Below are 24,625 nucleotides of genomic sequence, written 5' to 3' on the forward strand. Positions count from 1 at the left end.
GTACCGCATGGAGGAGCTGGCCCGGCTGGCCGGCATCACCGTGCGCACCCTGCGCTTCTACCGCGAACGCAAGCTGATCCCGCCGCCACGCCGCGAGGGCCGTATCGCCTGGTACGACGACCACCACCTGGCCCGGCTGCGCACGATCTCGGCCCTGCTGGAGCGCGGCCACACCCTCAGCGGCATAGCCGAGCTGGCCGAGGCCCTCGACAACGGCCGCGACGTCGCCGACCTGCTGGGCGTGGGACCGCCCAGCGAGGAGGAGCCGGTCCGGCTCACCCCCGAGGAACTGGCCGCCCGCTTCGAGGACCACATCACCCCGGAGAACCTCGCCGCCGCCCTGGAGCTGGGCTACGTCGGCACCGACGGCGACGAGATCGTGCACATCAGCCGCCGTCTGCTCGACGTCTCCTCCGCCCTGGTCCGCGAGGGCATCCCGCTGGCCGAGGTCCTGGCGGCGGGCGCCCGCGTCCGCGAGCACGTGGACGCCCTGGCCGACCTCTTCGCCTCCCTGGTCCTGCGTCACGGCCCGGAGGAGGACCTGCACCGGCTGCGTCCGCTGGCGCGGAGCGTGGTGGAGGCGGAGCTGTCGCTGGCGATGGACCGGCGGCTCAGGAAGCCGGAGTGAACCGTCCCGCGGGGGCTCAGCGCTCGTAGACGACCGTCACCGGCGCGTGGTCCGACCAGCGCTCGGCGTGGGTGGCGGCACGCTCGACGTAGCCCTTGACGGCCCTGGCGGCGAGTCCGGCGGTGGCCAGGTGGTAGTCGATGCGCCAGCCGGAGTCGTTGTCGAAGGCGCGGCCGCGGTAGGACCACCAGCTGTAGGGGCCGGCCACGCCGGGGTGCAGGGCGCGCACGACGTCGACGTAGCCGCCGTCCTCGGGCGCGAGCACGCGGCTCAGCCAGTCGCGCTCCTCGGGCAGGAAGCCGGAGCTCTTGCTGTTGGCGCGCCAGTTCTTGAGGTCCGCCTGCTGGTGGGCGATGTTCCAGTCGCCGCAGACTAGGACCTCACGGCCGTCGGCGGCGGAGCGCTCGCGCAGTTCCTTGAGGTGGGTCAGGAACTCGCCCATGAAGCGGACCTTCTCCTCCTGCCGCTCGGTGCCCACCTCGCCGGAGGGAAGATAGAGCGAGGCGACGGTGACGCCGGGCAGCTCGGCCTCGACGTAGCGCCCGGAGCCGTCGAACTCGGCGGAGCCGAAGCCGGTGCGGACCCGGTCGGGCTCACGGCGCGTGTACAGCGAGACTCCGGCGCGGCCCTTGGCGGCCGCCGGGGCGTGCACGACGTGCCAGCCGTCGGGCTCGCGGACCTCCGCGGGCAACTGGTGCGGCTCGGCGCGCACCTCCTGGAGGCAGACCACGTCGGCCGGGGTCTGCGCCAGCCACTCCACGAAGCCCTTCTTGGCGGCGGCGCGAAGCCCGTTCACGTTCACGGAGGTAACAGTCAGCACCATGGCACGATACCGGCACACCCCGACAACCCGACGACGCTCCACAGCACGCATGGAAGTACGGTCACCAGCATGAACATACGCCGCGTCCGCTTCGACCACCCCGACGCCGTCAAGCTCAACGACGAGGTCCAGGCCGAGTACCACGTGCGCTACGGCGACGGCGGCGACGCCACCGCGCTGGACGTCACCGACTTCGACCCGCCCCGGGGCGTCTATCTGATCGCCTACGACGAGCGCGACCGTCCGGTCGCCACCGGCGGCTGGCGCGGCCAGGACAGCAACGGTGAGGGCAACGAGGACGGCGACGCCGAACTGAAGCGCATGTTCGTCGTCGAGGACATGCGCGGCCGCGGCCTCGCCCGGCTGATGCTCACCGCCCTGGAGGACGACGCCCGCGCGGCCGGCCGCCGCCGCATGGTCCTGGAGACCGGCACCCGCCAGCCGGAGGCCATCGCCCTGTACACCTCCGCCGGCTACACCCCGTGCACCAAGTTCGGGTTCTACCGGGAGTACGAGAGCAGCCGCTGCTTCGCCAAGGCGCTGTGAACGGGCGCCTCAGGGGTTCCAGTACACCGTGGTGAACGTACGGTCGAAGCGCCGGGCGACCAGATCCGCGCGCTGGATCGCCCAGTGCACGGTGGCACCTTCCCACCCCTCGATCCCGGGGCTCCAGTCGGCGAGCAGCACCCAGTCGGAGACGTCCTCGGACACCGGGCCGCCCCACCGGCCCGCCTCCGCCTCCTTCCACGCGCAGTACACGGCTCCGGCCAGCGGGTCGGTGCAGACGGCCTCCTCCGAGGCGTACCCGCCGATCTGCAGCGGTCCCCGGCTCGCCACGTCCCCGCGGACCTCGTCCCAGACCTCCACCAGCTCCTCGGCGCGCGGATGGCCGGGCAGCGGCTCGCTCCAGGGCTCCGCGGTCAGCTCGATGGCGCAGTGGTACGGCAGCGACACGTCGGCGGTCGCCCTCAACTCCCCTTCCGGAAACGCCTCCACCATCCTCCGGTACTCCTCGGTTCCGGCGAGCCCGCACGCGTACCGGTCCCGCTCCTCCACCTCCGCGCCGGCCGGGACGTACACCACGCTGCCCCTGTTCCCGTAGTCGCCGCCCTCCGGCACGGCGAACAGCAGGAGTTGCCCCTCGGACGGCAGTGGCAGGCCGGTCGCCCCGGTGGGCAGCGCCGCGAGATCGAGGGCGGCGACGAAGGGATGGAACGGCGGCTCGGTGCCGACCGGCAAGGGCACCGGCCCCCCGAACCACCCCACCACCGGCCCGTCCCCGCCCTCGGCCAACGTCACACAGGACCGGGCGAGCCCGAGCCACCGCTCCACGTCCTCGCCGGGTATGCCGCGCCCAAGCGCCATGTCGCGGAAGGGACTTGAGCGGTCCCACAGATCAGGAGTCATGGGGGAACCGTAGGGGGAGGGTCCGACAGACCCCGCAAACGCCGAGATCCCCGTCCGATGAATCGGACGGGGATCTCGTGACCGCCTCGAAGGCGGCGCTGCGTGGACCTGAGGGGATTTGAACCCCTGGCCCCCTCGATGCGAACGAGGTGCGCTACCGGACTGCGCCACAGGCCCTTGCAACGAGTGAAACTCTAGCATCCCGATCCGGGTGCTCGGAAATCCGCTCCCGGACTGGTCAGGGTGGGGGTCACTCGTTGGCGGCGCGGGGGCGCTCGTCGGTCTCGTACTGGTCGAAGAGGGGGGTGCGCCCGCGCTCGCGGGAGCGGCGGGCGGAGGCGGCGCGGCGGGCGGCGTCGCGGGCGTCCTCGGCGCGGGGCTCCGCGCCCTCCTCCGGCGTCTCCGCCTCGTGCTCCGACACCACCGGCCCGGAGCGGGCGGAGCTCCAGGTGTCCGGGGCGCCGAGGTCGACGTCGGGGGTGGCGCGCGGGGCGACCGGGGCGGTCACGTAGGTGGGCAGCGGGACCGGGACCGGGTCCCAGCTCTCGCCGTGGCCGGGCGGCCGGGTGCGCTCGCGCTGCTGGTCGACCCACTCGGCGTGGTCGGTCTGCTCGACGAGGGCGCGGCGGTCGGCGGCGAGCGCGGCGGACAGGGCGGGGTCGGTCTTCGGCCCTGATCCCTCCTCCGGTTCGTCGGCGACGGCACCCGAGTCGACCGCGGCGGCGCGGCGGCGCGGCCGGCGCGCGTTCTCGCGCAACTGGCGGGCGGCGTCCTCGGCGCGGCGGCGGTCCATCTGGTAGGCGAAGCGGCGCCGTTCCTGGGTGCGCAGATAGGCGATGTAGCCGCTGAGCAGGAGGGCGGGCACGGCGGGCGCCCACAGGAAGGCGAGCCCGCCGACGGCGGCGACGATCGCGCCGCAGGTGAAGGCGAGGAAGAGCACCACGGTGGTGCGTCTGCGGCGCGCGAGCACCTTGGAGCGCTGGGCACGGGCGGCGGCCGTCTGCGGTGCCGGGGCGCGCCGGGCGCCCTGGGACCGGCCGGAGGCGGGGCTTGTACCCCGCTGTCGCGCCGGCACCGGCGCCGACGCGGGCGCCGGGTGCGAGCCGGAGTGGTGTGCCTGGGCCGAGGGGGACTTGGGGGCCGGCTCGGGATGCCCGGGCTCCTCCGCGAGGACGTCCGCGCGCGCCTGACGACGGGTCGGAGGCATGGCGAAGGCCCGGACGTCCACCGAGTCGGTGGCGGTGTCCGGGTCACCGGCGTCCGGCTCCCCCTCCTCGGCGGAGCGCGCCCGCAGGTCCTTGGCGTACCGGCGCTCCATCCCCGCCCGTCCGGACAGCAGCCGGATGGCGGTGCTGAAGCGTTCCGTCGGACGGGCCTCGTTCAGCTCGTCCTGCCTACGGAGCCACATCGGCACCAAGTAGGCGGCCCAGGCCCCGACGATGACTGCGTAAATGAGGCCGCTGCTGCTCACGCCTCACACGGTAGAGGGGTTTGTATGGAGCCATCCGCCAATTGCGCCGGTGTGTCGCACGATCCGGTTGATATTCCGAGCTTTTTTTGCGACCGATGCGATCAGCCGACCGCCGAAGTCATGAATTGATATGCCTCGGAACGGTCGGTGACCGATCAAATTCGAACACTTATTCAATTTCCAGGGGTCGGCTGATTTCCGGACGCGTTCTCCGCGCGGGTGCGCCGCCAGCGGGAGAGCAGCCCGTCGGGGACCTCCTCCGCCGTGAGGGCGTAGACGAGGTGGTCGCGCCAGGCGCCGTCGATGTGCAGATAGCGCGGGCGCAGCCCCTCCTCGCGGAATCCGAGTTTCTCCACGACCCGGCGGCTGGGCCGGTTCTCGGGGCGAATGCACACCTCCAGCCGGTGCAGCCCGACCGAGCGGAAACAGTGGTCCACCACCAGCGCGACGGCGGTCGGCATCACCCCGCGCCCGGCGACCGACTCGTCCACCCAGTAGCCGATGTGCCCGGAGCACATGGAGCCCCAGGTGATCCCGGCGACCGTGAGCTGGCCGACGAGACGGCCCTGGTACTCGATGACGAACGGCAGCATCCGCCCCGCGTGCGCCTCCGAGCGCAGATGGCGGACCATCTGGCGGTAGGTCGGCCGGTGCGTGATCGGGCCCTGCGGAGTGGGCGGCGGGATGGTCGCCTCCCAGGGCCGCAGCCAGTCGCGGTTGCGCCGGTTCACCTCGCGCCAGGCCCGCTGGTCGCGCAGTCTTATCGGCCGGAGGACGACATCCGCGTCCGCCAGCGCGACGGGCCAGGACCGGCCGGTCAGCTCGCACCCCCGGGACCGGCGGCGGGCTCCGCCGCGGCGGGACGGGGGTGGTCGCCGCCGCGGATCTGGTCCACGGCGTGGATCAGCAGCGGCTCCAGGACGGCGAGGCCGTCGCGCACTCCCCCGGTCGAACCGGGCAGGTTCACGATCACCGTGCCGCCCGCGACGCCGGCGAGGCCCCGCGAGAGGACGGCGGTGGGGATCTTCTCCCGGCCGTACGCCCGGATCGCCTCCGCGATGCCCGGCACCTCGTAGTCGAGGACCTCGCGGGTCGCCTCGGGGGTGCGGTCGGTGGGCGAGATGCCGGTGCCGCCGGTGGTCACGACCACGTCGTACCCGGCCGCCACGGCCTCTCCCAGCGCCGCCTTCACCGGCTCGCCGTCGGGCACCACCCGGGGTCCGTCCACGGCGAAGCCGAAACCGCGCAGACCCTCGGCGACCATCGGGCCGCCCTTGTCGGCGTAGACCCCGGCGGCGGCCCGGTTGGAGGCAGTGACGACCAGCGCGCTGTACGGCGCGGTCAGGGCGCCGCCCAGCGGCGAATCCGCCCTCACGCCCGGCTCCAGTCGCCCGACTTGCCGCCCGTCTTCGTCTCGACCCGGACGTCGGTGATGACGGCGCCCTTGTCCACGGCCTTGATCATGTCGATCACGGTGAGCGCGGCGACCGACACCGCGGTCAGGGCCTCCATCTCGACGCCCGTGCGGTCGGTGGTCTTCACCGTGGCGGCGATCTCCACGGCGTCGTCCACGACCGCGAGGTCCAGCTTCACGCCGGAGACCGACAGCGGGTGGCAGAGCGGGATCAGGTCCGGGGTCCGCTTGGCGCCCATGATCCCGGCGATGCGGGCCGTGGCGAGCGCGTCGCCCTTGGGCACACCCTCGCCGCGCAGCAGCTCGATCACGCGGGGTGAGACGAGCACCCGGCCGGTGGCGCGCGCGGTGCGTGCCGTCACGTCCTTGCCGGATACGTCGACCATGCGGGCCGCGCCCGCCTCGTCGATGTGCGTCAGTCGGTCCTGCGTACTCATGGTGTGCCGTGCTCCCGGTCCCGGCCCGTCGCCGATGCTGGTTCTACGGGCCTGTGTGCGCGACACGGTACCTCCAAGTCGGCGCGCGCACCGGGTCGAGACCCCGCGCGGCCCCTGCCAGGACCGCGCGGAAGGTGCCCGGTCAGCCGAGCAGCACGACCTCCACCTCGGTGCCGGGCTCGGCCGAATCCACGTCCTCGGGAAGGACGATGAGGCAGTCGGCGTGGGCCAGCGCGGCGATCAGATGCGAGCCCGCGCCGCCCACCGGGGTGACCTCGCCGTCGGCGTACCTGCCGCGCAGGAACTGGCGGCGGCCCTTGGGCGAGCGCAGCGGCTCCCCGGTCTTCAAGATCGCCCGGGTGCGCGGCCGGTGCACGTCCTCCAGGCCCATCAGGGCGCGGATCGCGGGGCGCACGAACAGCTCGAAGGAGACGTACGACGACACCGGGTTGCCGGGCAGCGCGAGGAGCGGGGTGTGGTCGGGGCCGACCGAGCCGAAGCCCTGCGGCTTGCCCGGCTGCATGGCGAGCTTGCGGAAGTCGACGCCGCCGCCCGCCTCGTCCTCGTCGGAGACGGCGGAGAGCGCCTCCTTGACCACGTCGTACGCGCCGACGCTCACCCCGCCCGTGGTGACCAGCAGATCGGCGCGGACGAGCTGGTCCTCGATGGTGGAGCGCAGCACGTCGGCGTCGTCCTCGACGGCGCCGACGCGGTAGGCGATGGCGCCCGCGTCCCGGGCGGCCGCGGTCAGCGCGAAGCTGTTGGAGTCGTGGATCTGTCCGGGGCCCAACGCCTCGCCGGGCTGGACGAGTTCGCTGCCGGTGGACATGACGACCACGCGCGGGCGCGGGCGCACGCGCACCGAACCCCGGCCGATCGCGGCGAGCAGCGCGACCTGAGGCGGCCCGAGGACCGTCCCGGCGGCGAGGGCGAGGTCGCCGGCCCGTACGTCGCTGCCGCTGGGGCGCACATGGGCGCCGGACTCGACGGCCTCGTAGATCCGCACCTGGCCCTCGGCTCCCTCGGGTGCCTGCGAGCGGGCGCGCATCCCGGTCGCCGGACCCTCCCCGAGCCCGGCGTCGGTCTGCTCGACGGCGACGACCGCCTCGGCGCCGGGCGGCAGCGGGGCGCCGGTCATGATGCGGGCGGCCTGCCCCGGGCCGACCCGCACGAGGTCGGCGGCACCGGCCGCGACGTCGCCGACGACCTCCAGGACGGCCGGGTACTCCTCGCTCGCCCCGGACACGTCCGCGACCCGGACCGCGTACCCGTCCATGGAGCTGTTGTCGAACGGGGGCAGGGACACCGGCACCACCACGTCGTCCACGAGGACGCAGCCCTGGGCCTCCAGGACCGGCAGCTCGATGGGTTCGAGCGGGCGGATGGTGGTGAGGATGTCCTCCAGGTGCTCGTCCACCGACCACACGTGGTCCGGTCCGGCGGGACGGTTCGGGGCGGCGCTCAACGTTCCTGCATCTCCTCGGCTACGTACGTGCGAAGCCAGGCCCGGAAGTCCGGGCCCAGGTCTTCACGTTCGCACGCGAGTCTGACAATGGCGCGCAAGTAGTCGCCACGGTCACCGGTGTCATAACGGCGCCCGGTGAAGACGACGCCGTGCACGGGGCCGCCCGCCTTCTCGTCCTGGGCGAGCTGCTGGAGGGCGTCGGTGAGCTGGATCTCGCCGCCCCGGCCCGGCTCGGTGCGGCGCAGGGTCTCGAAGATGCGGGGGTCGAGGACGTAGCGCCCGATGATCGCGTAGTTCGAGGGGGCGTCCGCCGGGTCGGGCTTCTCGACCAGGCCGGTCACGCGGACGACGTCACTCTCGCCGGTGGTTTCGACGGCGGCGCAGCCGTAGAGGTGGATCTGCTCGGGGGCGACCTCCATGAGCGCGACGACGCTGCCGCCGTGCTGCTCCTGGATGTCGATCATGCGCTGGAGCAGGGGGTCGCGGGGGTCGATCAGGTCGTCACCCAGGAGGACGGCGAAGGGCTCGTGGCCGACGTGCGGGGCCGCGCACAGCACCGCGTGACCGAGGCCCTTGGGGTCGCCCTGGCGCACGTAGTGCATGGTCGCCAGGTCGCTGGACTCGCGCACCTTGCCGAGCCGTTGGGCGTCGCCCTTCTTCTGGAGCGCCGATTCCAGCTCGTAGTTGCGGTCGAAGTGGTCTTCGAGAGGGCGCTTGTTGCGTCCGGTGACCATGAGGACGTCGTCGAGGCCCGCCGACACCGCCTCCTCCACCACATACTGGATCGCCGGCTTGTCGACGACCGGCAGCATCTCCTTGGGAGTGGCTTTGGTGGCCGGCAGGAACCGGGTGCCGAGGCCCGCCGCCGGGATGACAGCCTTGCTGATCCTTGGGTGCGACTGAGTCATGCCGGCAACCCTATCCGGTGTCTTGGCAGGGAATCCGCTACTCCGGTTGGCTGACCCTCATATGAGTGGATTGAGTGACATGCCAGAAGAACAGACCGGTCCCGTGGGACGCCGAGGACGTGTCGACGAGCCTGACAAGCGTGCGTTGCGGCGGGAATTCCTCCAGGTGAGGAGCGCATTGCCGGAGGATGACATCCGGTCGTCAGCCGCCGCTTTCGCCGGGCAGGCGCTGCTCCTGCCGGAGCTGGCCGGAGCCCGCACGGTGGCGGCGTACGTCTCGGTGGGGAGTGAACCCGGCACCCGCGCGCTCCTCGACGCACTGCGCGCGCGGGGCGTGCGGGTCCTGCTGCCCGCCCTGCTGCCCGACAACGACCTGGACTGGGCGGAGTACACCGGCCCCGGCTCGCTGCTCCCGGTCCGGCACGGCGGCCGCATGGAGCTGCTGGAGCCCTCCGGGCCCCGGCTCGGCCCGGACGCCGTCACCACCACCGACGCGGTGCTGCTGCCCGGACTCGCGGTGGACGCGCGCGGGATGCGGCTCGGGCGCGGCGGAGGGTCGTACGACCGGGTGCTCGCGCGCCTGGAGAGCGCGGGCGCGTACCCGGCGCTCGTGGTGCTGCTGTACGACACGGAGGTCGTCGCGCGCGTGCCCGCCGAGCCGCACGACCGCCCGGTGCACGCCGTGGTGACCCCGACGGGCGTGCGCCGCTTCGTACGCCCCTGAGCGAACCCGATCAGCGGACTTTCCCCGGGACATGCGCGACGGCCCTCCACGCACGCGTGGAGGGCCGTCGCGGGGCCGAGTGCCGTCAGGGGATCACGGCTTGAGGACCAGGGTGTCCTTCGTGCTCCCGTCGACCGCCTTGCCGGTGAACGACCAGGGCAGCAGCTCGCCCTTGGCCCACTTGTCCGTCTGGTCGGTGTAGTGGGCGCTGAAGGCGTGACCGGAGGCGCCGGAGACGTTGATCCACTTGGACTTGTCCAGGTCGGCCAGGTTGACCACCATCCGCATGGACGGCACCCAGACCACGCCGTAGCCGCCCGCCGCGTTCCAGCCGGTGGCGTCCACGGTGGCCTCGCCGCCGCTGAGCTTCCAGGGGCCGCGGTTGAGCGCGTACCGCAGGAACTCGGGGCCGTCGGTGCCGAGCGTCTGGTTCTTCAGGAACAGCCGGTGCAGCCGGCCCCAGCTCCAGGTGTCGATGTCCTTGCCGAGCTTGGCGGTCAGCTCCCAGCGCGCGTCGATCATGGCGCGGGTGAAGAGCTGGTCGCGGTTCCCGGCGGCCGGGCGGTTGCCCGCCTTCGGGGCCTTCCACCAGTCGCTGTCGGGCTTGTCCATCAGGGTGCGCACGACCTCGAACCAGCGGTCGCCGCCGTCCGGCTGCGCCTGGTCGGCATCGCGCTGACCGCACTCGCGCACCTTGGTGTCGTCGTCCACCGGACCGGTGGAGTCGGCCCGCTCGACCCACAGGCACTGGCCCTTGACCCGCAGCTCCTTGGGGAGCTTGTCGCCGAACGCCAGCTTGAGGATGTTGCGCCAGACCGCGTTGAAGTACGCGGCCGCCGCCGAGTCGGCGTCCTGGGTGTAGTCCCAGCCCTCCAGGAGCTTCTGCGCCTGGCGGACGTCCGGGTCGTCCAGGTTGAGCTTCAGCAGCTTCGGCACCAGCAGCCGCGCGATCTCGCTGCTGTTGTCCGTCTGCATCTGGCGCATGTCGTCGGTCGAGATCTTGCCGCCGTCCTTGATCTTGGACTCGATCAGGTCGGTGATGCGCTGGCTGCGGGTGCCGTAACCCCAGTCGGTGGTCAGGGTGTACGGGTACTTGTCCTTGTCCACCACGGCCTGGTTGGCGGTGACGATGTAGCCGCGCTTGGGGTTGTACTCGTACGGCAGCGCGTCCTGCGGGATGTAGCCCGTCCAGCGGTACTTGGAGTCCCAGCCGGGGGCCGGGAGCGAGCCGTCGTCGGCGGCGGAGCGCGTGGGGATCTTGCCGGGCAGGGTGTAGCCGATGTTCTTCGCGTCGGCGTAGACCAGGTTCTGCGAGGGCACGTCGAACAGGCGGGCGGCGGAGCGGAAGCTCTTCCAGTCGGACGCCTTGTCCATGGCGAACACGGCGTCCATGGAGGTGCCCGGCTGCAGCGCGGTCCACTTCAGGGCGACGCCGTAGCCGTCGCCGCGGTCGGGGGCGGCGGTGTCGACACCGGCCTTGCGGCCCACCTCGACCAGTTCGTCGTCGCGGTCCGACAGCAGCGGCATCCCGTCGGCGGTCTGGCGTACGACGATCTTCCGGGACGGGCCGCCCGCGACCTTGATGGTCTCCTCGCGGGTACGGAAGGGGCGGACCTTGCCGTCGTAGAGGTAGCCGTCGCCGGTGATCTTCTCCAGGTAGAGGTCGGTGACGTCGACCCCGGAGTTGGTCATGCCCCAGGCGATCTGGCCGTTGTGCCCGATGATCACACCGGGCATTCCGGCAAAGGTGTAACCCGTGACGTCGTACTGGCACTTGCTGCTGACGGTCCGGCAGTGCAGACCCATCTGGTACCAGACCGAGGGCAGCGTGGCGGACAGGTGCGGGTCGTTGGCGAGCAGCGGCTTGCCGGTGATCGTGTTGTCGCCGGAGACGACCCAGGAGTTGGAGCCGATGCCCTGGCCGTTGACGCCGACGGCGGTCGGGAGGTCGTCCAGGACCTTGGAGAGACCCATGAGCTGGCTGGTGACGGCGGAGCCGGAGTTCGCGGCGGTGCCGGAGGTGCCCGTGGAGCCGGTCGTGCCCGTGGTCCCGGTGGTGCCCGTCGTGCCCGTGCTGCCCGTGCCCGTGGCGCCCGAGGTGCCGTTCTCCCCGAAGGTCTTGGTCAGCTCGTCGTACTGGCCGGTCTGCACGATCGGCTTGTTCCGGCTGTACGGGTAGTCCGGGTAGAGGTCGCGGATCTGCTGCGGGCCGAGGCGGCTCGTCATCAGGGCGCGGTCGGCCTCGTCCCGCATGTTGCCGCGCAGGTCCCACGCCATCGCCTTCAGCCACGACAGCGAGTCGACCGGGGTCCACGCCGAGGGCTTGTAGTCGTTGGTGAGGTTCAGGGCGGCGTACTCCAGGGAGACGTCCTTGCCGTCCTTGCCCTGGAGGTAGGCGTTGACGCCCTTGGAGTAGGCGTCGAGGTACTTCTTGGTGGAGGGCGACAGCTTGGTGTCGTACTCCTGCTTGGCCACGCGGTCCCAGCCGAGCGTGCGCAGGAAGGCGTCGTTCTTGACCTGGCCCTTGCCGAACATCTCCGACAGGCGCCCGGAGGTCATGTGCCGGCGCACGTCCATCTCGTAGAAGCGGTCCTGCGCCTGGACGTAGCCCTGCGCCATGAACAGGTCCGCGTCGGAGGAGGCGTATACCTGGGGGATTCCGTAGCCGTCGCGCTTCACGTCCACCGGGCCCGACAGACCCTTGAGCGTGAGTGAGCCGCTCGTCTGCGGGAAGGAGGCGCGCACGGTGCTGACGGTCCAGTACGCGCCGAAGGCGATGCCGCCGATGACGGCCAGAACCAGGACCAGCACGATAAGTCGGGCTTTGCGCCCCTTCTTCCTGCCGGACTTGCCAGGCTTGTCACCTGTTGTGGCGGTGGTGTTGGGGGGCATCGCTGTCCTTGCTGTCCTAACGCGAGCGGCAGGTCGGGCCATGACTTTGAATGAGCGCTGGAGCAACCATAGGCGCAGGGCCCCGAGCCACTTGACGCGGAGTCGGGAACTGGCGCGCACGGGCGTTCGATCTTGCCAACGCGAGCGTCAAGGAAACGTCAAGAGTTAGGTAAGGTAACGAAGTACTTGGGTGCGGTGCGCCGCAGCCTCGGGTCTTGTGTAGTGAGCCCCGCCCCCGCGCCGGACGCGGGGCAGAGGAAGGGAAGCGCCGCTGACTGTCCACCACCTCAACCAGCTCCTGCTCGCCTGCTCGCTCGTGCTCCTGGTCGCGGTCGCGGCCGTGCGGATCTCCTCGCGCAGCGGGCTCCCCAGCCTGCTCGTGTACCTGGGGATCGGCGTCCTCATCGGCTCCGACGGCATCGCGCACATCCACTTCGACAACGCCGAGATGGTCCAGGTCATCGGGTACGCGGCCCTGGTCGTGATCCTCGCCGAGGGCGGTCTGGGCACGAAGTGGAAGGAAGTGAAACCCGCGCTGCCCTCCGCCTCGGTGCTGGCGACGCTCGGCGTCGCGGTCAGCGTCGGGGCCACGGCGGCGGGCGCGCACTATCTGGTGGGGCTGGAGTGGCGGCAGGCGCTGATCATCGGTGCGGTGGTGTCCTCGACGGACGCGGCGGCCGTGTTCTCCGTGCTGCGGCGCATCCCGCTGCCCGCGCGCGTGACGGGCACGCTGGAGGCCGAGTCCGGCTTCAACGACGCCCCCGTCGTCATCCTGGTCGTCGCCTTCTCCCAGACGGGCCCGATCGACCACTGGTACGTGCTCCTCGGCGAGATCCTCCTGGAGCTGGCCATCGGCGCCGCCCTCGGTCTCGCGGTGGGCTTCCTCGGCTCCTGGGGGCTCAAGCACGTCGCGCTGCCCGCCTCCGGCCTCTACCCGATCGCCGTCATGGCCATCGCCGTCACCGCGTACGCGGCGGGCGCCCTGGCCCACGGCAGCGGCTTCCTCGCCGTGTATCTGGCCGCCATGGTGCTCGGCAACGCCAAGCTGCCGCACTGGCCGGCCACCCGGGGCTTCGCGGACGGGCTCGGCTGGATCGCGCAGATCGGCATGTTCGTCCTGCTCGGTCTGCTGGTGACCCCGCACGAGCTGGGCGACGACATCGTTCCCGCGCTGGTCATCGGCCTGGTGCTGACCATGGCGGCGCGTCCGCTGAGCGTGGTGCTGAGCCTGACGCCGTTCCGGGTGCCCTGGCAGGAGCAGGCGCTGATGTCCTGGGCGGGACTGCGCGGCGCGGTCCCCATCATCCTGGCGACGATCCCCATGGTGAGCGGCATCGAGGGCAGCCGCCGCATCTTCAACGTCGTCTTCGTCCTGGTCGTCGTCTACACCCTCGTCCAGGGCCCGACCCTGCCCTGGCTCGCCCGCAAACTGCGGCTCGGCGAGGAGGGCGAGGCGTCCGACCTCGGGATCGAGTCGGCGCCCCTGGAGCGGCTGCGCGGCCATCTCCTCTCGGTCGCGATCCCCGAGGACTCCAGGATGCACGGCGTGGAAGTGGGCGAGCTGCGGCTGCCGCCCGGCGCCGCCGTCACCCTGGTCGTGCGCGACGGCAAGTCCTTCGTGCCCTCCCCGACGACCGCGCTGCGGCACGGGGACGAGCTCCTCGTGGTCGCCACCGACCCGGTGCGCGACCAGGCCGAGCGGCGGCTGCGCGCGGTCACCAAGGGCGGCAAGCTGGCGGACTGGCTGGGAACGGGACAGCCGGACGGCGGACGTCCCCGGCGGTGAGGCGGGGCGCCTCCGGGGTGCCGGGGAGTGCCGCCGCGGGCGCCGTGAGGTGCCCGTTCTCACAGGCCGCGTGCCGGGAGCCCGCTGTACGATCAAGGCATCTGATCGAACCAACTCTGTCTGATCCGTCTGACGCAGAGCTGGCGCGACCGTATGGCGGCCGGAACGCCTCTTTCGTAGTGCAGCACCGGTATCTACCGCAGTCCCGCGCAAGAGGACAGCTCTCGGTGCCCCCCGCACGGGCGCGCTACCAGGTGGAAGGAAGGCACGGGCCGTGGAGTCCACGGTCATCACCGAGCCGGCCGGGCAGCGGCCGGCTCCGTCCCGTCCGGGCTACGGACAACTGCTGCGCACCCGGGGCGCCTGGACCTTCCTGGTCCCGGGCTTCGCCGCGCGCCAGCCGTTCGCGATGCTCACCATCTCCATCGTGCTGCTCGTACGGCACACCACCGGCTCGTACGGCGCCGCCGGTGCAGCCGCCGCCGTCACCGGCGTCTCCATGGCGCTCTGCGCGCCCTACGGCGGCCGTCTCGCGGACCGCTACGGCCAGCGGGCCGTCCTGGTCCCCGGTGTCGTCGTGCACGCGCTGGCCGGGCTCGGCCTGACCGCGCTCGCCCTGTCCCACGCGCCCCTGTGGGCGCTGTTCGCGGCGGCCGTACCGACCGGTGCCTCGGTGCCGCAGGTGGGCCCCATGGTGCGCGCCCGCTGGGGCGTGAAGCTCCAGGGGTCGCCGCTGATGAGCACGGCGGCGGCCTTCGAGTCCGTCACGGACGAGCTGACCTTCGTGGTCGGCCCCCTCCTCGCGACGGCCCTGTGCACGACCGTCACGCCCTCGGCCGGGCTGGTCACCGAGGCGCTGCTGACCCTGGTGGGCGGCCTGCTCTTCGCGGCGCAGCGGGGAACGCAGCCCTCCGTGGACGCGCATACCGCCGACGAGCACGCGCGCGTACCGCACAGCTCCGCCCTGCGCGTGCCCGGCGTACGCGTGCTGATCGTGACGTTCCTCGGCATCGGGGCGGTCTTCGGCGGGATGCAGGTCTCGCTGGCCGCGTTCACCGAGTCGATCGGTGAACCGGGCCTGAACGGCGTCCTGTACGGCGTCTTCGCGGCGGGCAACATGCTCTCCGGCTTCGTCTGCGGCGCCGTCGCCTGGCGCGCCACGCCCCGGCGACGGCTCGCGGTGGGATACGCCGGGCTCGCGCTCACCGCGTCCGCGCTGTGGACGGCGCACTCGCTGCCGCTGCTGGCCGGGCTCGGTCTGCTGGTCGGCGTCTGCATCGCGCCCGCGCTGATCACCGGCTACACGCTGGTCGAGGCGCTCGTTCCGGCGGGCGCGCGCACCGAGGCGTTCACCTGGCTGACCGGCGCGGTCGCACTGGGCCAGGCGGCCGCCGTCACCGTCGCCGGGCAACTGGAGGACCGGCTGTGGGGCGGCGCCGGATTCCTGGTGCCGATGGCCGGTACGGTGCCCGCGCTGGCGACCCTGTTGCTGCTGCGTTCGCGGCTCGTGCCCCGGCCGCTGAACCGTACCGTGGCACGTGGCGTGGGTCACCGCGCGCCGGTCGCGGTGGACTGATCCCCGGGAATGCGTCAAGATGGACCGTCGTTAGCACTCATTGAGTGAGAGTGCCAGGAGGAAGACAGTGCCTACCTATCAGTACCAGTGCAAGGACTGTGGCGAGGGCCTCGAGGCGGTGCAGAAGTTCACCGACGACGCCCTGACCGAGTGCCCCAACTGCGGCGGCCCCCTGAAGAAGGTGTTCTCCGCGGTCGGCATTGTCTTCAAGGGCTCCGGCTTCTACCGCAACGACTCGCGTGGCGCGTCGTCGAGCAGCAGCCCGGCCACGAAGTCGTCGTCCTCGTCGTCGTCCGACTCGAAGACGTCCTCGTCTTCTTCGGCGTCCACGTCGTCGTCTTCGGCGTCCTCGTCGTCCTCGTCCGGCTCCGCCGCCTGAGAACCGCGCTTTTCGACCCTGCCGTCCGGCTGTCCGTGACGGTGGGGTCTTCGGCGTTCCCAGGTTCCGGTCGGCCTGGCGCTGACGTTCTCGAACCGTTCCCGATGACCCCTGGGACCCGTTTTCGGCTCCGGCTAGGGTGCTCGGCATGGCGAACGCAGAGATCGGCGTAATCGGCGGGTCGGGTTTCTACTCCTTTCTGGAGGACGTGACCGAGGTCCGGGTGGACACCCCCTACGGCGCGCCCAGCGACTCCCTCTTCCTCGGTGAGATCGCCGGCCGGCGGGTCGCCTTCCTGCCCCGGCACGGCCGGGACCACCACATCCCGCCGCACCGCATCAACTACCGCGCCAATCTGTGGGCGCTGCGTTCCGTCGGGGTCCGCCAGGTCCTCGGCCCCTGCGCGGTGGGCGGGCTGCGCCCGGAGTACGGCCCGGGCACGCTGCTGGTGCCGGACCAGATGGTGGACCGCACCAAGTCGCGGGAGCAGACCTACTTCGACGGGCTGCCGCTGCCGGACGGCACGGTGCCGGGCGTGGTGCACGTGTCGCTGGCCGACCCGTACTGCCCCAACGGCCGGGCCACCGCGCTGAAGGCGGCGCGCGGACGGGACTGGGAGGCGGTGGACGGCGGCACGCTGGTCGTGGTCGAGGGTCCGCGCTTCTCCACCCGCGCCGAGTCGCTGTGGCACCAGGCGCAGGGCTGGTCGGTGGTGGGCATGACGGGGCATCCCGAGGCGGCCCTCGCCCGTGAACTGGAGCTCTGCTACACCTCGCTGACCCTGGTCACCGACCTCGACGCGGGCGCCGAGACCGGCGAGGGCGTCTCCCACGAGGAGGTGCTGCGGGTGTTCGCGGCCAACGTGGACCGGTTGCGGGGGGTGCTGTTCGACGCGGTGGCGGCGCTGCCCGCGACGGACGAGCGGGACTGTCTGTGCGTGGGGGCGCTGGGCGGGCTGGAGCCGGGGTTCGCGCTGCCGTAGGGGTCTGCGGGCCGTACGGGGGCCGCGGGGGCTGACGCCGGGGGCTTTCCGGGGTGTTCCCGGGGGCTTGCGGGGGCTTGCGGACGCTTGCGGGGGCTTCCTGGGTGCTCGCCGCCTCGTTCGGGTGACGCAGTTTTCCACAGGCGTCCGGCCGTTCACAGCTCCCGACGAGCCTCGGCGAAAGCCGTCATCGTGGGCATCGCAAGCAGCCGATTCCCTCGCAGCAGGCGGTGATCCCGATGCCTTCGGTCAACCTCGTTCCTTCCCACGCCCCGGCGTTCCGTGTCCCGCGTCCGCCCGGCACGGACGTCCCCGCGACCCGTGAGGTGCCCGGCTTCGCGCCGGTGTGCGTACGCGGCGGGGGACGGTACGCGGCGCGGCGACTGCTGCGGAGCCGCAGGCGGGCGGTCGCGGCCGGACTGGCCGTGACGGCGGCGGCGCTGGTCGCGGCGGGGCCGCGGGCGATGTCCGGACCGCGGGACGCGGGCCCAGAGCGACCACGCGGCCGCCCTGCCGCGGAGCCGCCGCGCCGGCACGGCCCGGCGGAGCTGGTGCGGGCACCGGTGCGGATCGCGGACGCGGCGACGGTGCGGCTGCTGCGGCCCGGCGACCGGGTCGATGTGATCGCCGCCGAGGAACGGCCCACGGGCGGGGGTGCCCAGGTACTGGCGCGCGGCGCGCGGGTGACGCGGCTGCCGGAGCCGCTGGGCCGGCCCGAGGACGAGGTGAGCGCGGGCGGCGCGCTGGTGGTGCTGGCCGTGCCACGTGCGACGGCGGCCCGGCTGGTGGGCGCGGACCCCTCGGCGCGGCTGGCGGTGACGCTATGGTGAGCGGCCCGCGCCCGCTGCTCGCAGGCTCGCTGTCAAGTCGCTCGATCGAGCGATGGGATTGGACACGATGGCCGCGCGGTGCCGTAGGTTGCGGAGCGCTTTGTTCCACAACCTGTGCACACGACGAGGAGAGTCACCGAGGTGAGCAAGACGAAGAAGGAAGCCGCGAGCATTCTGGACGGCTTCAAGGCGTTCTTGATGCGCGGCAACGTCATCGACCTGGCGGTCGCGGTGGTCATCGGTGCCGCCTTCACGAACATCGTCAACTCGGTGGTGAAGGGCGTCATCAACCCGCTGGTCGGCGCGTTCGGTTCGCAGAACCTGGACCACTACAGCCTGTGTCTGCAGGACCCGTGCAAGATGGCCGCGGACGGCACGGTCAAGAGCGGTGTGCCGATCCTGTGGGGCTCGGTCGCGGGCGCCGCGCTGCAGTTCCTGATCACCGCGGCGGTGGTCTACTTCCTGATGGTGCTGCCGATGGCCAAGTACCTGGCCCGCCAGGAGGCCCGCAAGAAGGCCCGCGAGGGCCAGGCGGCGACCGAGCAGACCCCGGTGACCGAGGTGGACGTGCTCCAGGACATCCGCGACCTGCTGATCGCGCAGCGCAACGGCAGCGCGGACGGCGCGGTCACGCAGCAGCGCACCGCCGGGCCGGACGAGCGCTAGCGGCGCCCTTCCGTGCCGCTCAGAAGTGGTGGGGCGGCTTCTCGTCGAGGAAGCGCTTCAGGTCGGCGGCGCTGTCGCCGTCCGGGCGCTCGCCCCACCCCCGGTCGGTGTCGTCGGAGGACTGCTGGCTCAGCGGGTCGTCGAAGACGAGCGCGGCCTTCGGGTCGCGCGGCTCGGGTGCGGGGGCGGTGCTCATGGCACCAGGGTACGACCGCCCCGCCCGGCCACGGTTCGGCGCTCACCGAACCGACCGGTTCCTAGGCTCCCGTCATGAACACAGCGACAGTTTCCGACCATGTGACCATCGAGCCGAGCATCCTCTACTTCGGGACACCGGTGGTGCTCCTGACGACGGAGAACGAGGACGGCTCGGTCAACCTCGCCCCGATGTCCTCCGCCTGGGCGCTCGGCCGGACCATCGTCCTGGGGCTCGGCCGAGAGGGCCAGACCGCGCGCAACCTGGGCAGCCGCCCGGACCTGGTGATCAGCCTCCCCGGTCCGCAGCAGTGGCAGGCGGTGGAGCGCCTGGCCCCGCTCACCGGCCGCCATCCGGTCCCGCCGGCGAAGGCGCACGGCTTCCGGTACGAACCGGACAAGTTCGCCGCCTCCGGTCTGCGCCCGGAACCCTCCCATCTGGTCCGCCCGCCCCGGGTGGCGGAATGCCCCCTCCAGATGGAGGCACGCGCCGAGCGCGTCCGCCTCGACGTCTCGGGCGACCACCTCGTCGTCGAGGCCCGGGTCCACAAGGTCCACGCGGACCCCCGCCTCCTCGTCCCGGGCAGCCACCACATCGACCCCGCCGCCTGGAGCCCGCTGATCTACAACTTCCGCCATTACTTCGGACTGGGCCCGGAGCTGGGCCACTCGTACCGCACGCGGACGCCCCGGGCCACGGGGGCGGCGGAAGCGGTGTGAGCGCCCGGGGCGCCGGGTCAGACTGAGGGGCATGACGGCTGACGGGCTGTTCGCCCGGGCGACCGGTGCCCGGCCGCTCGACCCCGAACAGCCCCTGGCGCTCAACGGGCTCCTCGATGCGGGCGCGGATCTGGTGACGCGCGCGATCGTGCGCGCCGTGCATGCTGCGCGCCCGGTGGCCGGTCCGGGCGGGGAGCGGCCGTCGCACGAGGAGCTGTACGGAGCGCGGCGCGTGGGCGGGGCGGTCCGGTAACGCCCGCTTTTTCCAGGGTGGTTGGGGCTGCCGTGACAGAAGAAACGGACGGATTTTTTTCACGGAAGCCCAGCTCGCGGGAACCATCCGCGCCCGGCGGGCGTTTACCCCTAGTACGTTTCTCGGTTCCCGGGCACGATGTCCGACCGAGGGGCTACGGTATGCACCCACCAGGTGACATGCAGCGACGCCGGGAGAAACCTTGAGCGTTCCGTACGAGACGGCGGAGTACGAATCCGCCGAGTCGCCCGAGTCTCCCGAGGAGCACCTCGAGCGGCTCCTCGGCCGCACCCTGAACTCCTTCGAGCTGCCCGACGAGGTGATACGCCGACTCGACTGCGCGCTGGCGCACGACAGTTCGCTGCACTCCGCGCACCACAGCGCGGGGCTGCACCGCGAGACGTACCGCCACACCTGGCTCCTCGCGGACGGTTCGGCGGTCACTCTGTGGGAGCTGGTCCACAACACCGCCCCGGGCGGCGACGCCCAGCACGAGGTGTACATCGACGAGGAGGAACTCCAGACGGCCACCGCACGCCTCGCGCTCCCCCAGGAGACGCCCGACTTCGAACTGCCGCTGCTGGCCGAGCTGTCGGCGGTCCCCGAGCCGCGCCATGTGTACGTCGCGGACAACTCGGCGGACCACGCCCGCCGGCTGCTGCGCCGGGCGGAGAACCCGGACCGGCCGGACGCGGAGACGGCGGCGCTGCTCGCGACGACCGCCGCGCACCAGATCACCCAGGCGTTCGGCCGCCCCGGCCGGAAGACGGCGCGGGCCGGGCTGAGCTTCGCGCTGTACGAGCACGCGTTCCTGCTGCGGGACGGCCGGGAGATCTCCCTGTGGGAGGTCGAGCACACGGCGACGCCCGACGGGCGGCACATGTGCGAGGTGTACACGAGCCAGGACGCGGCCCGGGACGCCATGGAGCGGCGGGCGGCCACGCACGGCTGACGGTTCACCCCCGCCCGAGACGTACCCCGGGTGCCGAAAAGGCGTCACGGCCCGGGACTCGGAGGTCCGGGCCGTGACGCCTCGCGTCGAAGGCGGCAGCCTCAGGCGGCTATCGGCTGCTTCGCGCCCGGCTTGTCCTCGGCCGGCGTTCCGGCGGAGCCGGAGGCATTGTCGCCGGGCTGCTTGCGGGTGCCCTTGAGGAGGATCACCAAGGCGGTGCTGACGCAGACGCCCGCCGCGATGGCGACCAGGTAGAGGAACGCGTTGCCGATCAGCGGGACCACGAAGATGCCGCCGTGCGGGGCGCGCAGGGTCGCGCCGAACATCATCGACAGCGAACCGGTGACCGCGCCGCCGACCATCGCGGACGGGATGACCCGCAGCGGGTCGGCCGCCGCGAACGGGATGGCGCCCTCGGAGATGAAGGAGGCGCCGAGCACCCAGGCGGCCTTGCCGTTCTCGCGCTCGGTCGGGGTGAAGAGCCTGCCGCGCACGGTGGTCGCCAGGGCCATCGCCAGCGGCGGGACCATGCCGGCCGCCATCACCGCGGCCATGATCTTCATCGCGGAGTCACTGGGGCTCGCGACGGCGATACCGGCGGTGGCGAAGGTGTAGGCCACCTTGTTGACCGGGCCGCCGAGGTCGAAGCACATCATCAGACCGAGGAGGGCTCCGAGCAGGATGGCGTTGGTGCCGGTGAGGCCGTTGAGCCAGTCGGTCATGCCCTTCTGGGCGGCGGCGATGGGCTTGCCGATCACCACGAACATCAGGAACCCGACGATCGCCGAGGAGATCAGCGGGATCACCACCACCGGCATGATGCCGCGCAGCGCCGCCGGGATGTTCACCCGCTGGATCGCCATCACCACGCCACCGGCGATCAGACCGGCCGCGAGACCTCCGAGGAAGCCCGCGTTGATGCTGAGCGAGATCGCGCCGCCGACGAAGCCGGGGACGAGACCGGGCCGGTCGGCCATGCCGTAGGCGATGTAACCGGCCAGGACCGGGACCAGGAAGTTGAAGGCCATGCCGCCGATCTGGAACAGCAGCGCGCCCCAGCTGTCGGCCTGGGTCCACACGAAGTGGTCCATGACGGAGGGGGCCTTGTTGACCGTCCAACCGCCGATCGCGAAGCCGAGGGCGATGAGCAGACCGCCCGCCGCGACGAACGGGACCATGTAACTGACGCCGGACATCAGCCACTTGCGGAGCTTGGTGCCGTAGCCCTCGGTGGAGTCGCCAGCGCGTTCCACGGGGGTTCCTCCGGCCGCGGCACCCGCGGGGGCGGTCCGCTCGCCGCGCTCCGCCTTGGCCCGGACCTCGGTGATGAGGTCGGCGGGCCGGTTGATGCCCGCCTTCACGCCGACGTCCACGGTGGGCTTGCCCGCGAAGCGGTCCTTCTCGCGCACCGGCACGTCGTGGGCGAAGATCACGGCGTCCGCCGCCGCGATCACGGCCGGGTCGAGCCGGGTGAAGCCCGCCGAGCCCTGGGTCTCCACGACCAGCTCGACGCCCGCCTCGCGGCCCGCGTTCTCCAGCGACTCGGCGGCCATGTAGGTGTGGGCGATGCCGGTGGGGCAGGAGGTGACGGCGACGATCCGGAAGGGCTGCGGAGTCTTCTCGGCCGCCGTCTCGTCCGGGGCCGCCGGAGCCGTACTGCCCGCCGCGGCGTCGGCGGAGGCCGCCGCCGACGCCGTGGCGGTGTTCTCGGGGGCGCCCTTCGCGCCCGGGTCCGCGACCTCGGCTTCCGCGGTCCGCGCCTGCGCCTGCGCCTGCGCCTGCGCCGGAGACTCCTCGCCCCGGATCAGCGCCGCCGCCGTACCCGGGTCGGAGACCGCCCGCAGCGCGTCGGTGAACTCGGTGTTCATGAGCTGGCGTGCCAGCGAGGAGAGGATCGTGAGGTGGGCGTCGTCGGCACCGGCGGGCGCCGCGATCAGGAAGATCAGGTCGGCCGGGCCGTCCGCCGCGCCGAAGTCGATCCCGGCCGCGCTGCGCCCGAAGGCGAGTGTCGGCTCGGTGACGTGTTCGCTGCGGCAGTGCGGGATGCCGATGCCGCCGTCGAGGCCGGTCGGCATCTGCGCCTCACGGGCGGCCACGTCGGCGAGGAAGCCCTCCAGGTCGGTCACCCGGCCCTTGGCCACCATCCGTTCGGCGAGGGCACGCGCCGCCGCTTCCTTGCTCTCGGCGGACAGGTCGAGGTCGACCAGGTCCGCGGTGATCATCTCGCTCATCGCGGGCTCCTTTGCTCGCGTATCGCCCAGGGGGTGGGGTGGGCGTGACGGGGGACGAGGGTGCTGCTGTGGGGGAAGGGGGAGGTGTGGAACAGGGCGGTCACGGCGTCGGCCGCCCGGGCGGACCGTCGGGACGGGAACGTGGCGCTCATGACACCGGCTCCCTGAGCGGGCGGTCGGACGGGATGTCCGCCGTGACCGTCACACCCGCCGGGTCCAGGTCGGCGGGCGTCGGCATCACGCTGCCGGGCAACTGCACGGCGGCCGCGCCGTGCGCGACGGCGGAGGCCAGGGCCTCCGGTCCGCTGCCGCCCGCGATCAGGAACCCGGCGAGCGAGGAGTCACCGGCGCCGACGTTGCTGCGTACGGCGTCGACGGGCGCGGTCGCGAACCAGGCGCCGTCACCGTCCACGAGCAACTGGCCGTCGGCGCCGAGGCTGGCGAGCACGGCGCGGGCGCCCATCTCGCGGAGTTCCTCGGCGGCCTTGACCGCGTCGCCCACGGTGAGCAGGGGGCGTCCGACGGCCTCGGACAGTTCCTCGGCGTTGGGCTTGACCACGTCGGGCCGGGCGCGCAGCGCCTCGAAGAGCGCGGGTCCCGAGGTGTCCAGGGCGATGCGCTTGCCCGCGGCGTGCGCCCGGGTGACGAGGTCGGCGTACCAGGCGGGGGCCAGGCCCCGGGGCAGGCTCCCGCAGCAGGCGATCCAGTCGGCACCGGCGGCGTGCGCGCGGACGGTGTCGAGGAGCGACTCCTGCTCGTCCGGGGAGAGTTCGGGTCCCGGCGCGTTGATCTTCGTGAGGACGCCGTCGGCCTCCGCGAGCGCGATGTTGGACCGGGTGGCCCCGGCGATCGGCACCGGCGCGACCTCGATGCCCTGCGCGTCGAGGAGTTCGGAGATGAGCGCGCCGGGGGCGCCGCCCAGGGGCAGTACGGCGACCGTGCGCCGTCCGGCGGCGGCGACCGCGCGCGAGACGTTCACACCCTTGCCGCCCGGGTCCATGCGGTCACCCAAGGCGCGGATGACCTCGCCGCGCTCCAGGGCGGGGACCTCGTAGGTGCGGTCCAGGGACGGGTTCGGGGTGACGGTGAGGATCATGCGCGTACTACTTCCGTGCCGCCGCGCTCGATGGCGGCCGCGTCGTCGGGGCTCAGCCCGCTGTCGGTGATCAGCAGGTCCACGTCGTCCAGTCCCGCGAAGCGGGCGAAGTGCTCCTGGCCGTGCTTGGCGGAGTCCGCGAGGAGGACGACCCGGCGCGCGGCGGCGACGGCCGCGCGCTTGACGGCGGACTCCGCGAGGTCGGGGGTGGTCAGCCCGTGCTCGGCGGAGAAGCCGTTGGCGGCGACGAAGGCCACGTCGGCGCGGATCTCGCCGTAGGCGCGCAGCGCCCAGGCGTCCACGGCGGCGCGGGTACGGTGCCGGACCCGGCCGCCGATCAGATGGAGCTGGATGCCCGGGTGGTCCGCGAGACGGGCGGCGATGGGCAGGCTGTGGGTGACGACGGTGAGCGAGGACTCCAGCGGGATCGCGGCGGCCAGCCGGGCGACGGTCGTACCGGCGTCGAGGATCACCGTGCCGTCGACGGGCAGTTCCGCGAGGGCCGCCTTGGCGATGCGGTCCTTCTCGTCGGCGGCGGTGGACTCGCGCTCGGTGAGGTCGGGCTCGAAGTCGAGACGCCCGGACGGGATGGCCCCGCCGTGCACCCGGCGGACCAGGCCCGCGCGGTCGAGGGCCTTGAGGTCGCGGCGGATCGTCTCGGCCGTGACCTGGAACTCCTCGGCCAGCGACAGCACGTCCACCCGGCCGCCCTCACGGGCCAGCCGGAGGATCGCCTGCTGCCGCTCCGGTGCGTACATCTCCGCCGCCTCCGCGTCGTCTCCGGACCGCT

The 24,625-nt window shown here is 72.4% G+C and carries 25 protein-coding genes, 1 tRNA gene and 1 pseudogene; 12 read left to right on the forward strand and 15 right to left on the reverse strand.

Annotation, left to right across the window (positions count from 1 at the left end; all coding sequences use genetic code 11):
• Nucleotides 1-7 precede the first annotated feature (7 nt).
• Nucleotides 8-628, forward strand: coding sequence for a MerR family transcriptional regulator (locus ACWEEU_RS00780; protein WP_199585676.1), 621 nt, complete (start codon nt 8-10; stop codon nt 626-628).
• A gap of 16 nt (nt 629-644) precedes the next feature.
• On the opposite strand, the gene ACWEEU_RS00785 is transcribed toward ACWEEU_RS00780, so the two are convergent.
• Nucleotides 645-1,451 (reverse strand): exodeoxyribonuclease III, encoded by an 807-nt coding sequence (locus ACWEEU_RS00785; protein ID WP_385743244.1) that lies wholly within the window; start codon nt 1,449-1,451, stop codon nt 645-647.
• A gap of 69 nt (nt 1,452-1,520) precedes the next feature.
• Between ACWEEU_RS00785 and ACWEEU_RS00790 the strand changes: the two genes are divergently transcribed.
• Nucleotides 1,521-1,997 carry a GNAT family N-acetyltransferase gene (locus tag ACWEEU_RS00790; RefSeq protein ID WP_385743245.1) on the forward strand — a complete coding sequence of 159 codons (477 nt, stop codon included), beginning with the start codon at nt 1,521-1,523 and terminating at the stop codon, nt 1,995-1,997.
• Between the two features lie 9 nt (nt 1,998-2,006).
• Here ACWEEU_RS00790 and ACWEEU_RS00795 read toward each other — a convergent pair whose 3' ends face one another.
• The 8 genes from ACWEEU_RS00795 to galU all read right to left on the reverse strand — a co-directional run bounded on the left by ACWEEU_RS00795 (nt 2,007) and on the right by galU (nt 8,553).
• Complete coding sequence (locus tag ACWEEU_RS00795) at nt 2,007-2,858, reverse strand: DUF1963 domain-containing protein (RefSeq protein ID WP_451727040.1); 852 nt, start codon at nt 2,856-2,858, stop codon at nt 2,007-2,009.
• A gap of 103 nt (nt 2,859-2,961) precedes the next feature.
• Nucleotides 2,962-3,035: transfer RNA gene (locus tag ACWEEU_RS00800), tRNA-Ala, on the reverse strand.
• Between the two features lie 73 nt (nt 3,036-3,108).
• On the reverse strand, nt 3,109-4,329 hold the full coding sequence (gene sepX, locus ACWEEU_RS00805; RefSeq protein ID WP_451727043.1) for a divisome protein SepX/GlpR: 1,221 nt from the start codon (nt 4,327-4,329) through the stop codon (nt 3,109-3,111).
• 173 nt (nt 4,330-4,502) lie between these two features.
• A complete protein-coding gene (locus ACWEEU_RS00810) occupies nt 4,503-5,150 on the reverse strand; it encodes a GNAT family N-acetyltransferase (protein WP_199585675.1) in 648 nt (215 codons plus the stop codon).
• Nucleotides 5,147-5,704 carry a MogA/MoaB family molybdenum cofactor biosynthesis protein gene (locus ACWEEU_RS00815; RefSeq protein ID WP_385743251.1) on the reverse strand — a complete coding sequence of 186 codons (558 nt, stop codon included), beginning with the start codon at nt 5,702-5,704 and terminating at the stop codon, nt 5,147-5,149. The genes ACWEEU_RS00810 and ACWEEU_RS00815 overlap by 4 nt, the downstream gene beginning before the upstream one ends.
• Nucleotides 5,701-6,180 (reverse strand): cyclic pyranopterin monophosphate synthase MoaC, encoded by a 480-nt coding sequence (gene moaC, locus ACWEEU_RS00820; protein WP_018548209.1) that lies wholly within the window; start codon nt 6,178-6,180, stop codon nt 5,701-5,703. Before moaC ends, ACWEEU_RS00815 begins: the two co-directional genes overlap by 4 nt.
• A 142-nt stretch (nt 6,181-6,322) precedes the next feature.
• Complete coding sequence (gene glp / locus ACWEEU_RS00825) at nt 6,323-7,645, reverse strand: molybdotransferase-like divisome protein Glp (RefSeq protein WP_385743253.1); 1,323 nt, start codon at nt 7,643-7,645, stop codon at nt 6,323-6,325.
• Nucleotides 7,642-8,553, reverse strand: a complete 912-nt coding sequence (galU, locus tag ACWEEU_RS00830) for a UTP--glucose-1-phosphate uridylyltransferase GalU (protein WP_385743255.1) — start codon at nt 8,551-8,553, stop codon at nt 7,642-7,644. The genes glp and galU overlap by 4 nt, the downstream gene beginning before the upstream one ends.
• Nucleotides 8,554-8,632: 79 nt before the next feature.
• On the opposite strand from galU, the gene ACWEEU_RS00835 reads away from it, so the two are divergent.
• Nucleotides 8,633-9,277, forward strand: a complete 645-nt coding sequence (locus ACWEEU_RS00835; RefSeq protein WP_451727049.1) for a 5-formyltetrahydrofolate cyclo-ligase — start codon at nt 8,633-8,635, stop codon at nt 9,275-9,277.
• A 93-nt stretch (nt 9,278-9,370) separates the two neighbouring features.
• Here the strand turns inward: ACWEEU_RS00835 and ACWEEU_RS00840 are convergent, their stop codons facing one another.
• Nucleotides 9,371-12,169, reverse strand: coding sequence for a penicillin acylase family protein (locus ACWEEU_RS00840; protein ID WP_451727052.1), 2,799 nt, complete (start codon nt 12,167-12,169; stop codon nt 9,371-9,373).
• Nucleotides 12,170-12,440: 271 nt separating this feature from the next.
• Between ACWEEU_RS00840 and ACWEEU_RS00845 the strand changes: the two genes are divergently transcribed.
• The 6 genes from ACWEEU_RS00845 (at nt 12,441) to mscL (ending at nt 18,388) form a co-directional block, all read left to right on the forward strand.
• Entirely contained in the window at nt 12,441-13,955 is a 1,515-nt protein-coding gene (locus tag ACWEEU_RS00845) for a potassium/proton antiporter (protein ID WP_451727573.1), read from the forward strand.
• A gap of 274 nt (nt 13,956-14,229) precedes the next feature.
• Nucleotides 14,230-15,531 carry an MFS transporter gene (locus ACWEEU_RS00850; RefSeq protein ID WP_451727055.1) on the forward strand — a complete coding sequence of 434 codons (1,302 nt, stop codon included), beginning with the start codon at nt 14,230-14,232 and terminating at the stop codon, nt 15,529-15,531.
• A 67-nt stretch (nt 15,532-15,598) separates the two neighbouring features.
• Nucleotides 15,599-15,910 (forward strand): FmdB family zinc ribbon protein, encoded by a 312-nt coding sequence (locus ACWEEU_RS00855; RefSeq protein WP_385743263.1) that lies wholly within the window; start codon nt 15,599-15,601, stop codon nt 15,908-15,910.
• Between the two features lie 148 nt (nt 15,911-16,058).
• A complete protein-coding gene (locus ACWEEU_RS00860) occupies nt 16,059-16,892 on the forward strand; it encodes an S-methyl-5'-thioadenosine phosphorylase (protein ID WP_385743265.1) in 834 nt (277 codons plus the stop codon).
• A 239-nt stretch (nt 16,893-17,131) separates the two neighbouring features.
• Nucleotides 17,132-17,722, forward strand: a complete 591-nt coding sequence (locus tag ACWEEU_RS00865; RefSeq protein ID WP_451727060.1) for a hypothetical protein — start codon at nt 17,132-17,134, stop codon at nt 17,720-17,722.
• Nucleotides 17,723-17,863: 141 nt separating this feature from the next.
• Entirely contained in the window at nt 17,864-18,388 is a 525-nt protein-coding gene (gene mscL, locus ACWEEU_RS00870) for a large conductance mechanosensitive channel protein MscL (RefSeq protein WP_451727063.1), read from the forward strand.
• Between the two features lie 19 nt (nt 18,389-18,407).
• Here mscL and ACWEEU_RS00875 read toward each other — a convergent pair whose 3' ends face one another.
• On the reverse strand, nt 18,408-18,584 hold the full coding sequence (locus ACWEEU_RS00875) for a hypothetical protein (protein ID WP_199585518.1): 177 nt from the start codon (nt 18,582-18,584) through the stop codon (nt 18,408-18,410).
• Between the two features lie 74 nt (nt 18,585-18,658).
• On the opposite strand from ACWEEU_RS00875, the gene ACWEEU_RS00880 reads away from it, so the two are divergent.
• The 3 genes and pseudogenes from ACWEEU_RS00880 to ACWEEU_RS00890 all read left to right on the forward strand — a co-directional run bounded on the left by ACWEEU_RS00880 (nt 18,659) and on the right by ACWEEU_RS00890 (nt 20,508).
• Nucleotides 18,659-19,303, forward strand: a complete 645-nt coding sequence (locus tag ACWEEU_RS00880) for a flavin reductase family protein (RefSeq protein WP_451727068.1) — start codon at nt 18,659-18,661, stop codon at nt 19,301-19,303.
• Nucleotides 19,304-19,343: 40 nt separating this feature from the next.
• A pseudogene (locus tag ACWEEU_RS00885) lies at nt 19,344-19,556 on the forward strand (P1 family peptidase); the annotation flags it as partial.
• A 202-nt stretch (nt 19,557-19,758) separates the two neighbouring features.
• A complete protein-coding gene (locus ACWEEU_RS00890) occupies nt 19,759-20,508 on the forward strand; it encodes a DUF6227 family protein (RefSeq protein WP_385743275.1) in 750 nt (249 codons plus the stop codon).
• Nucleotides 20,509-20,609: 101 nt separating this feature from the next.
• On the opposite strand, the gene ACWEEU_RS00895 is transcribed toward ACWEEU_RS00890, so the two are convergent.
• From ACWEEU_RS00895 to ACWEEU_RS00910, 4 genes are read right to left on the reverse strand one after another with little or no spacing between them, the layout of a single operon-like run.
• On the reverse strand, nt 20,610-22,739 hold the full coding sequence (locus ACWEEU_RS00895; protein WP_451727071.1) for a PTS fructose transporter subunit IIABC: 2,130 nt from the start codon (nt 22,737-22,739) through the stop codon (nt 20,610-20,612).
• Nucleotides 22,736-22,891 (reverse strand): hypothetical protein, encoded by a 156-nt coding sequence (locus tag ACWEEU_RS00900; RefSeq protein ID WP_451727074.1) that lies wholly within the window; start codon nt 22,889-22,891, stop codon nt 22,736-22,738. The genes ACWEEU_RS00895 and ACWEEU_RS00900 overlap by 4 nt, the downstream gene beginning before the upstream one ends.
• Nucleotides 22,888-23,835, reverse strand: a complete 948-nt coding sequence (pfkB, locus tag ACWEEU_RS00905) for a 1-phosphofructokinase (RefSeq protein ID WP_385749271.1) — start codon at nt 23,833-23,835, stop codon at nt 22,888-22,890. Before pfkB ends, ACWEEU_RS00900 begins: the two co-directional genes overlap by 4 nt.
• Nucleotides 23,832-24,593, reverse strand: coding sequence for a DeoR/GlpR family DNA-binding transcription regulator (locus tag ACWEEU_RS00910; RefSeq protein ID WP_385749274.1), 762 nt, complete (start codon nt 24,591-24,593; stop codon nt 23,832-23,834). Before ACWEEU_RS00910 ends, pfkB begins: the two co-directional genes overlap by 4 nt.
• Nucleotides 24,594-24,625 lie beyond the last annotated feature (32 nt).

This window comes from Streptomyces sp. NPDC005004 (assembly GCF_053600675.1).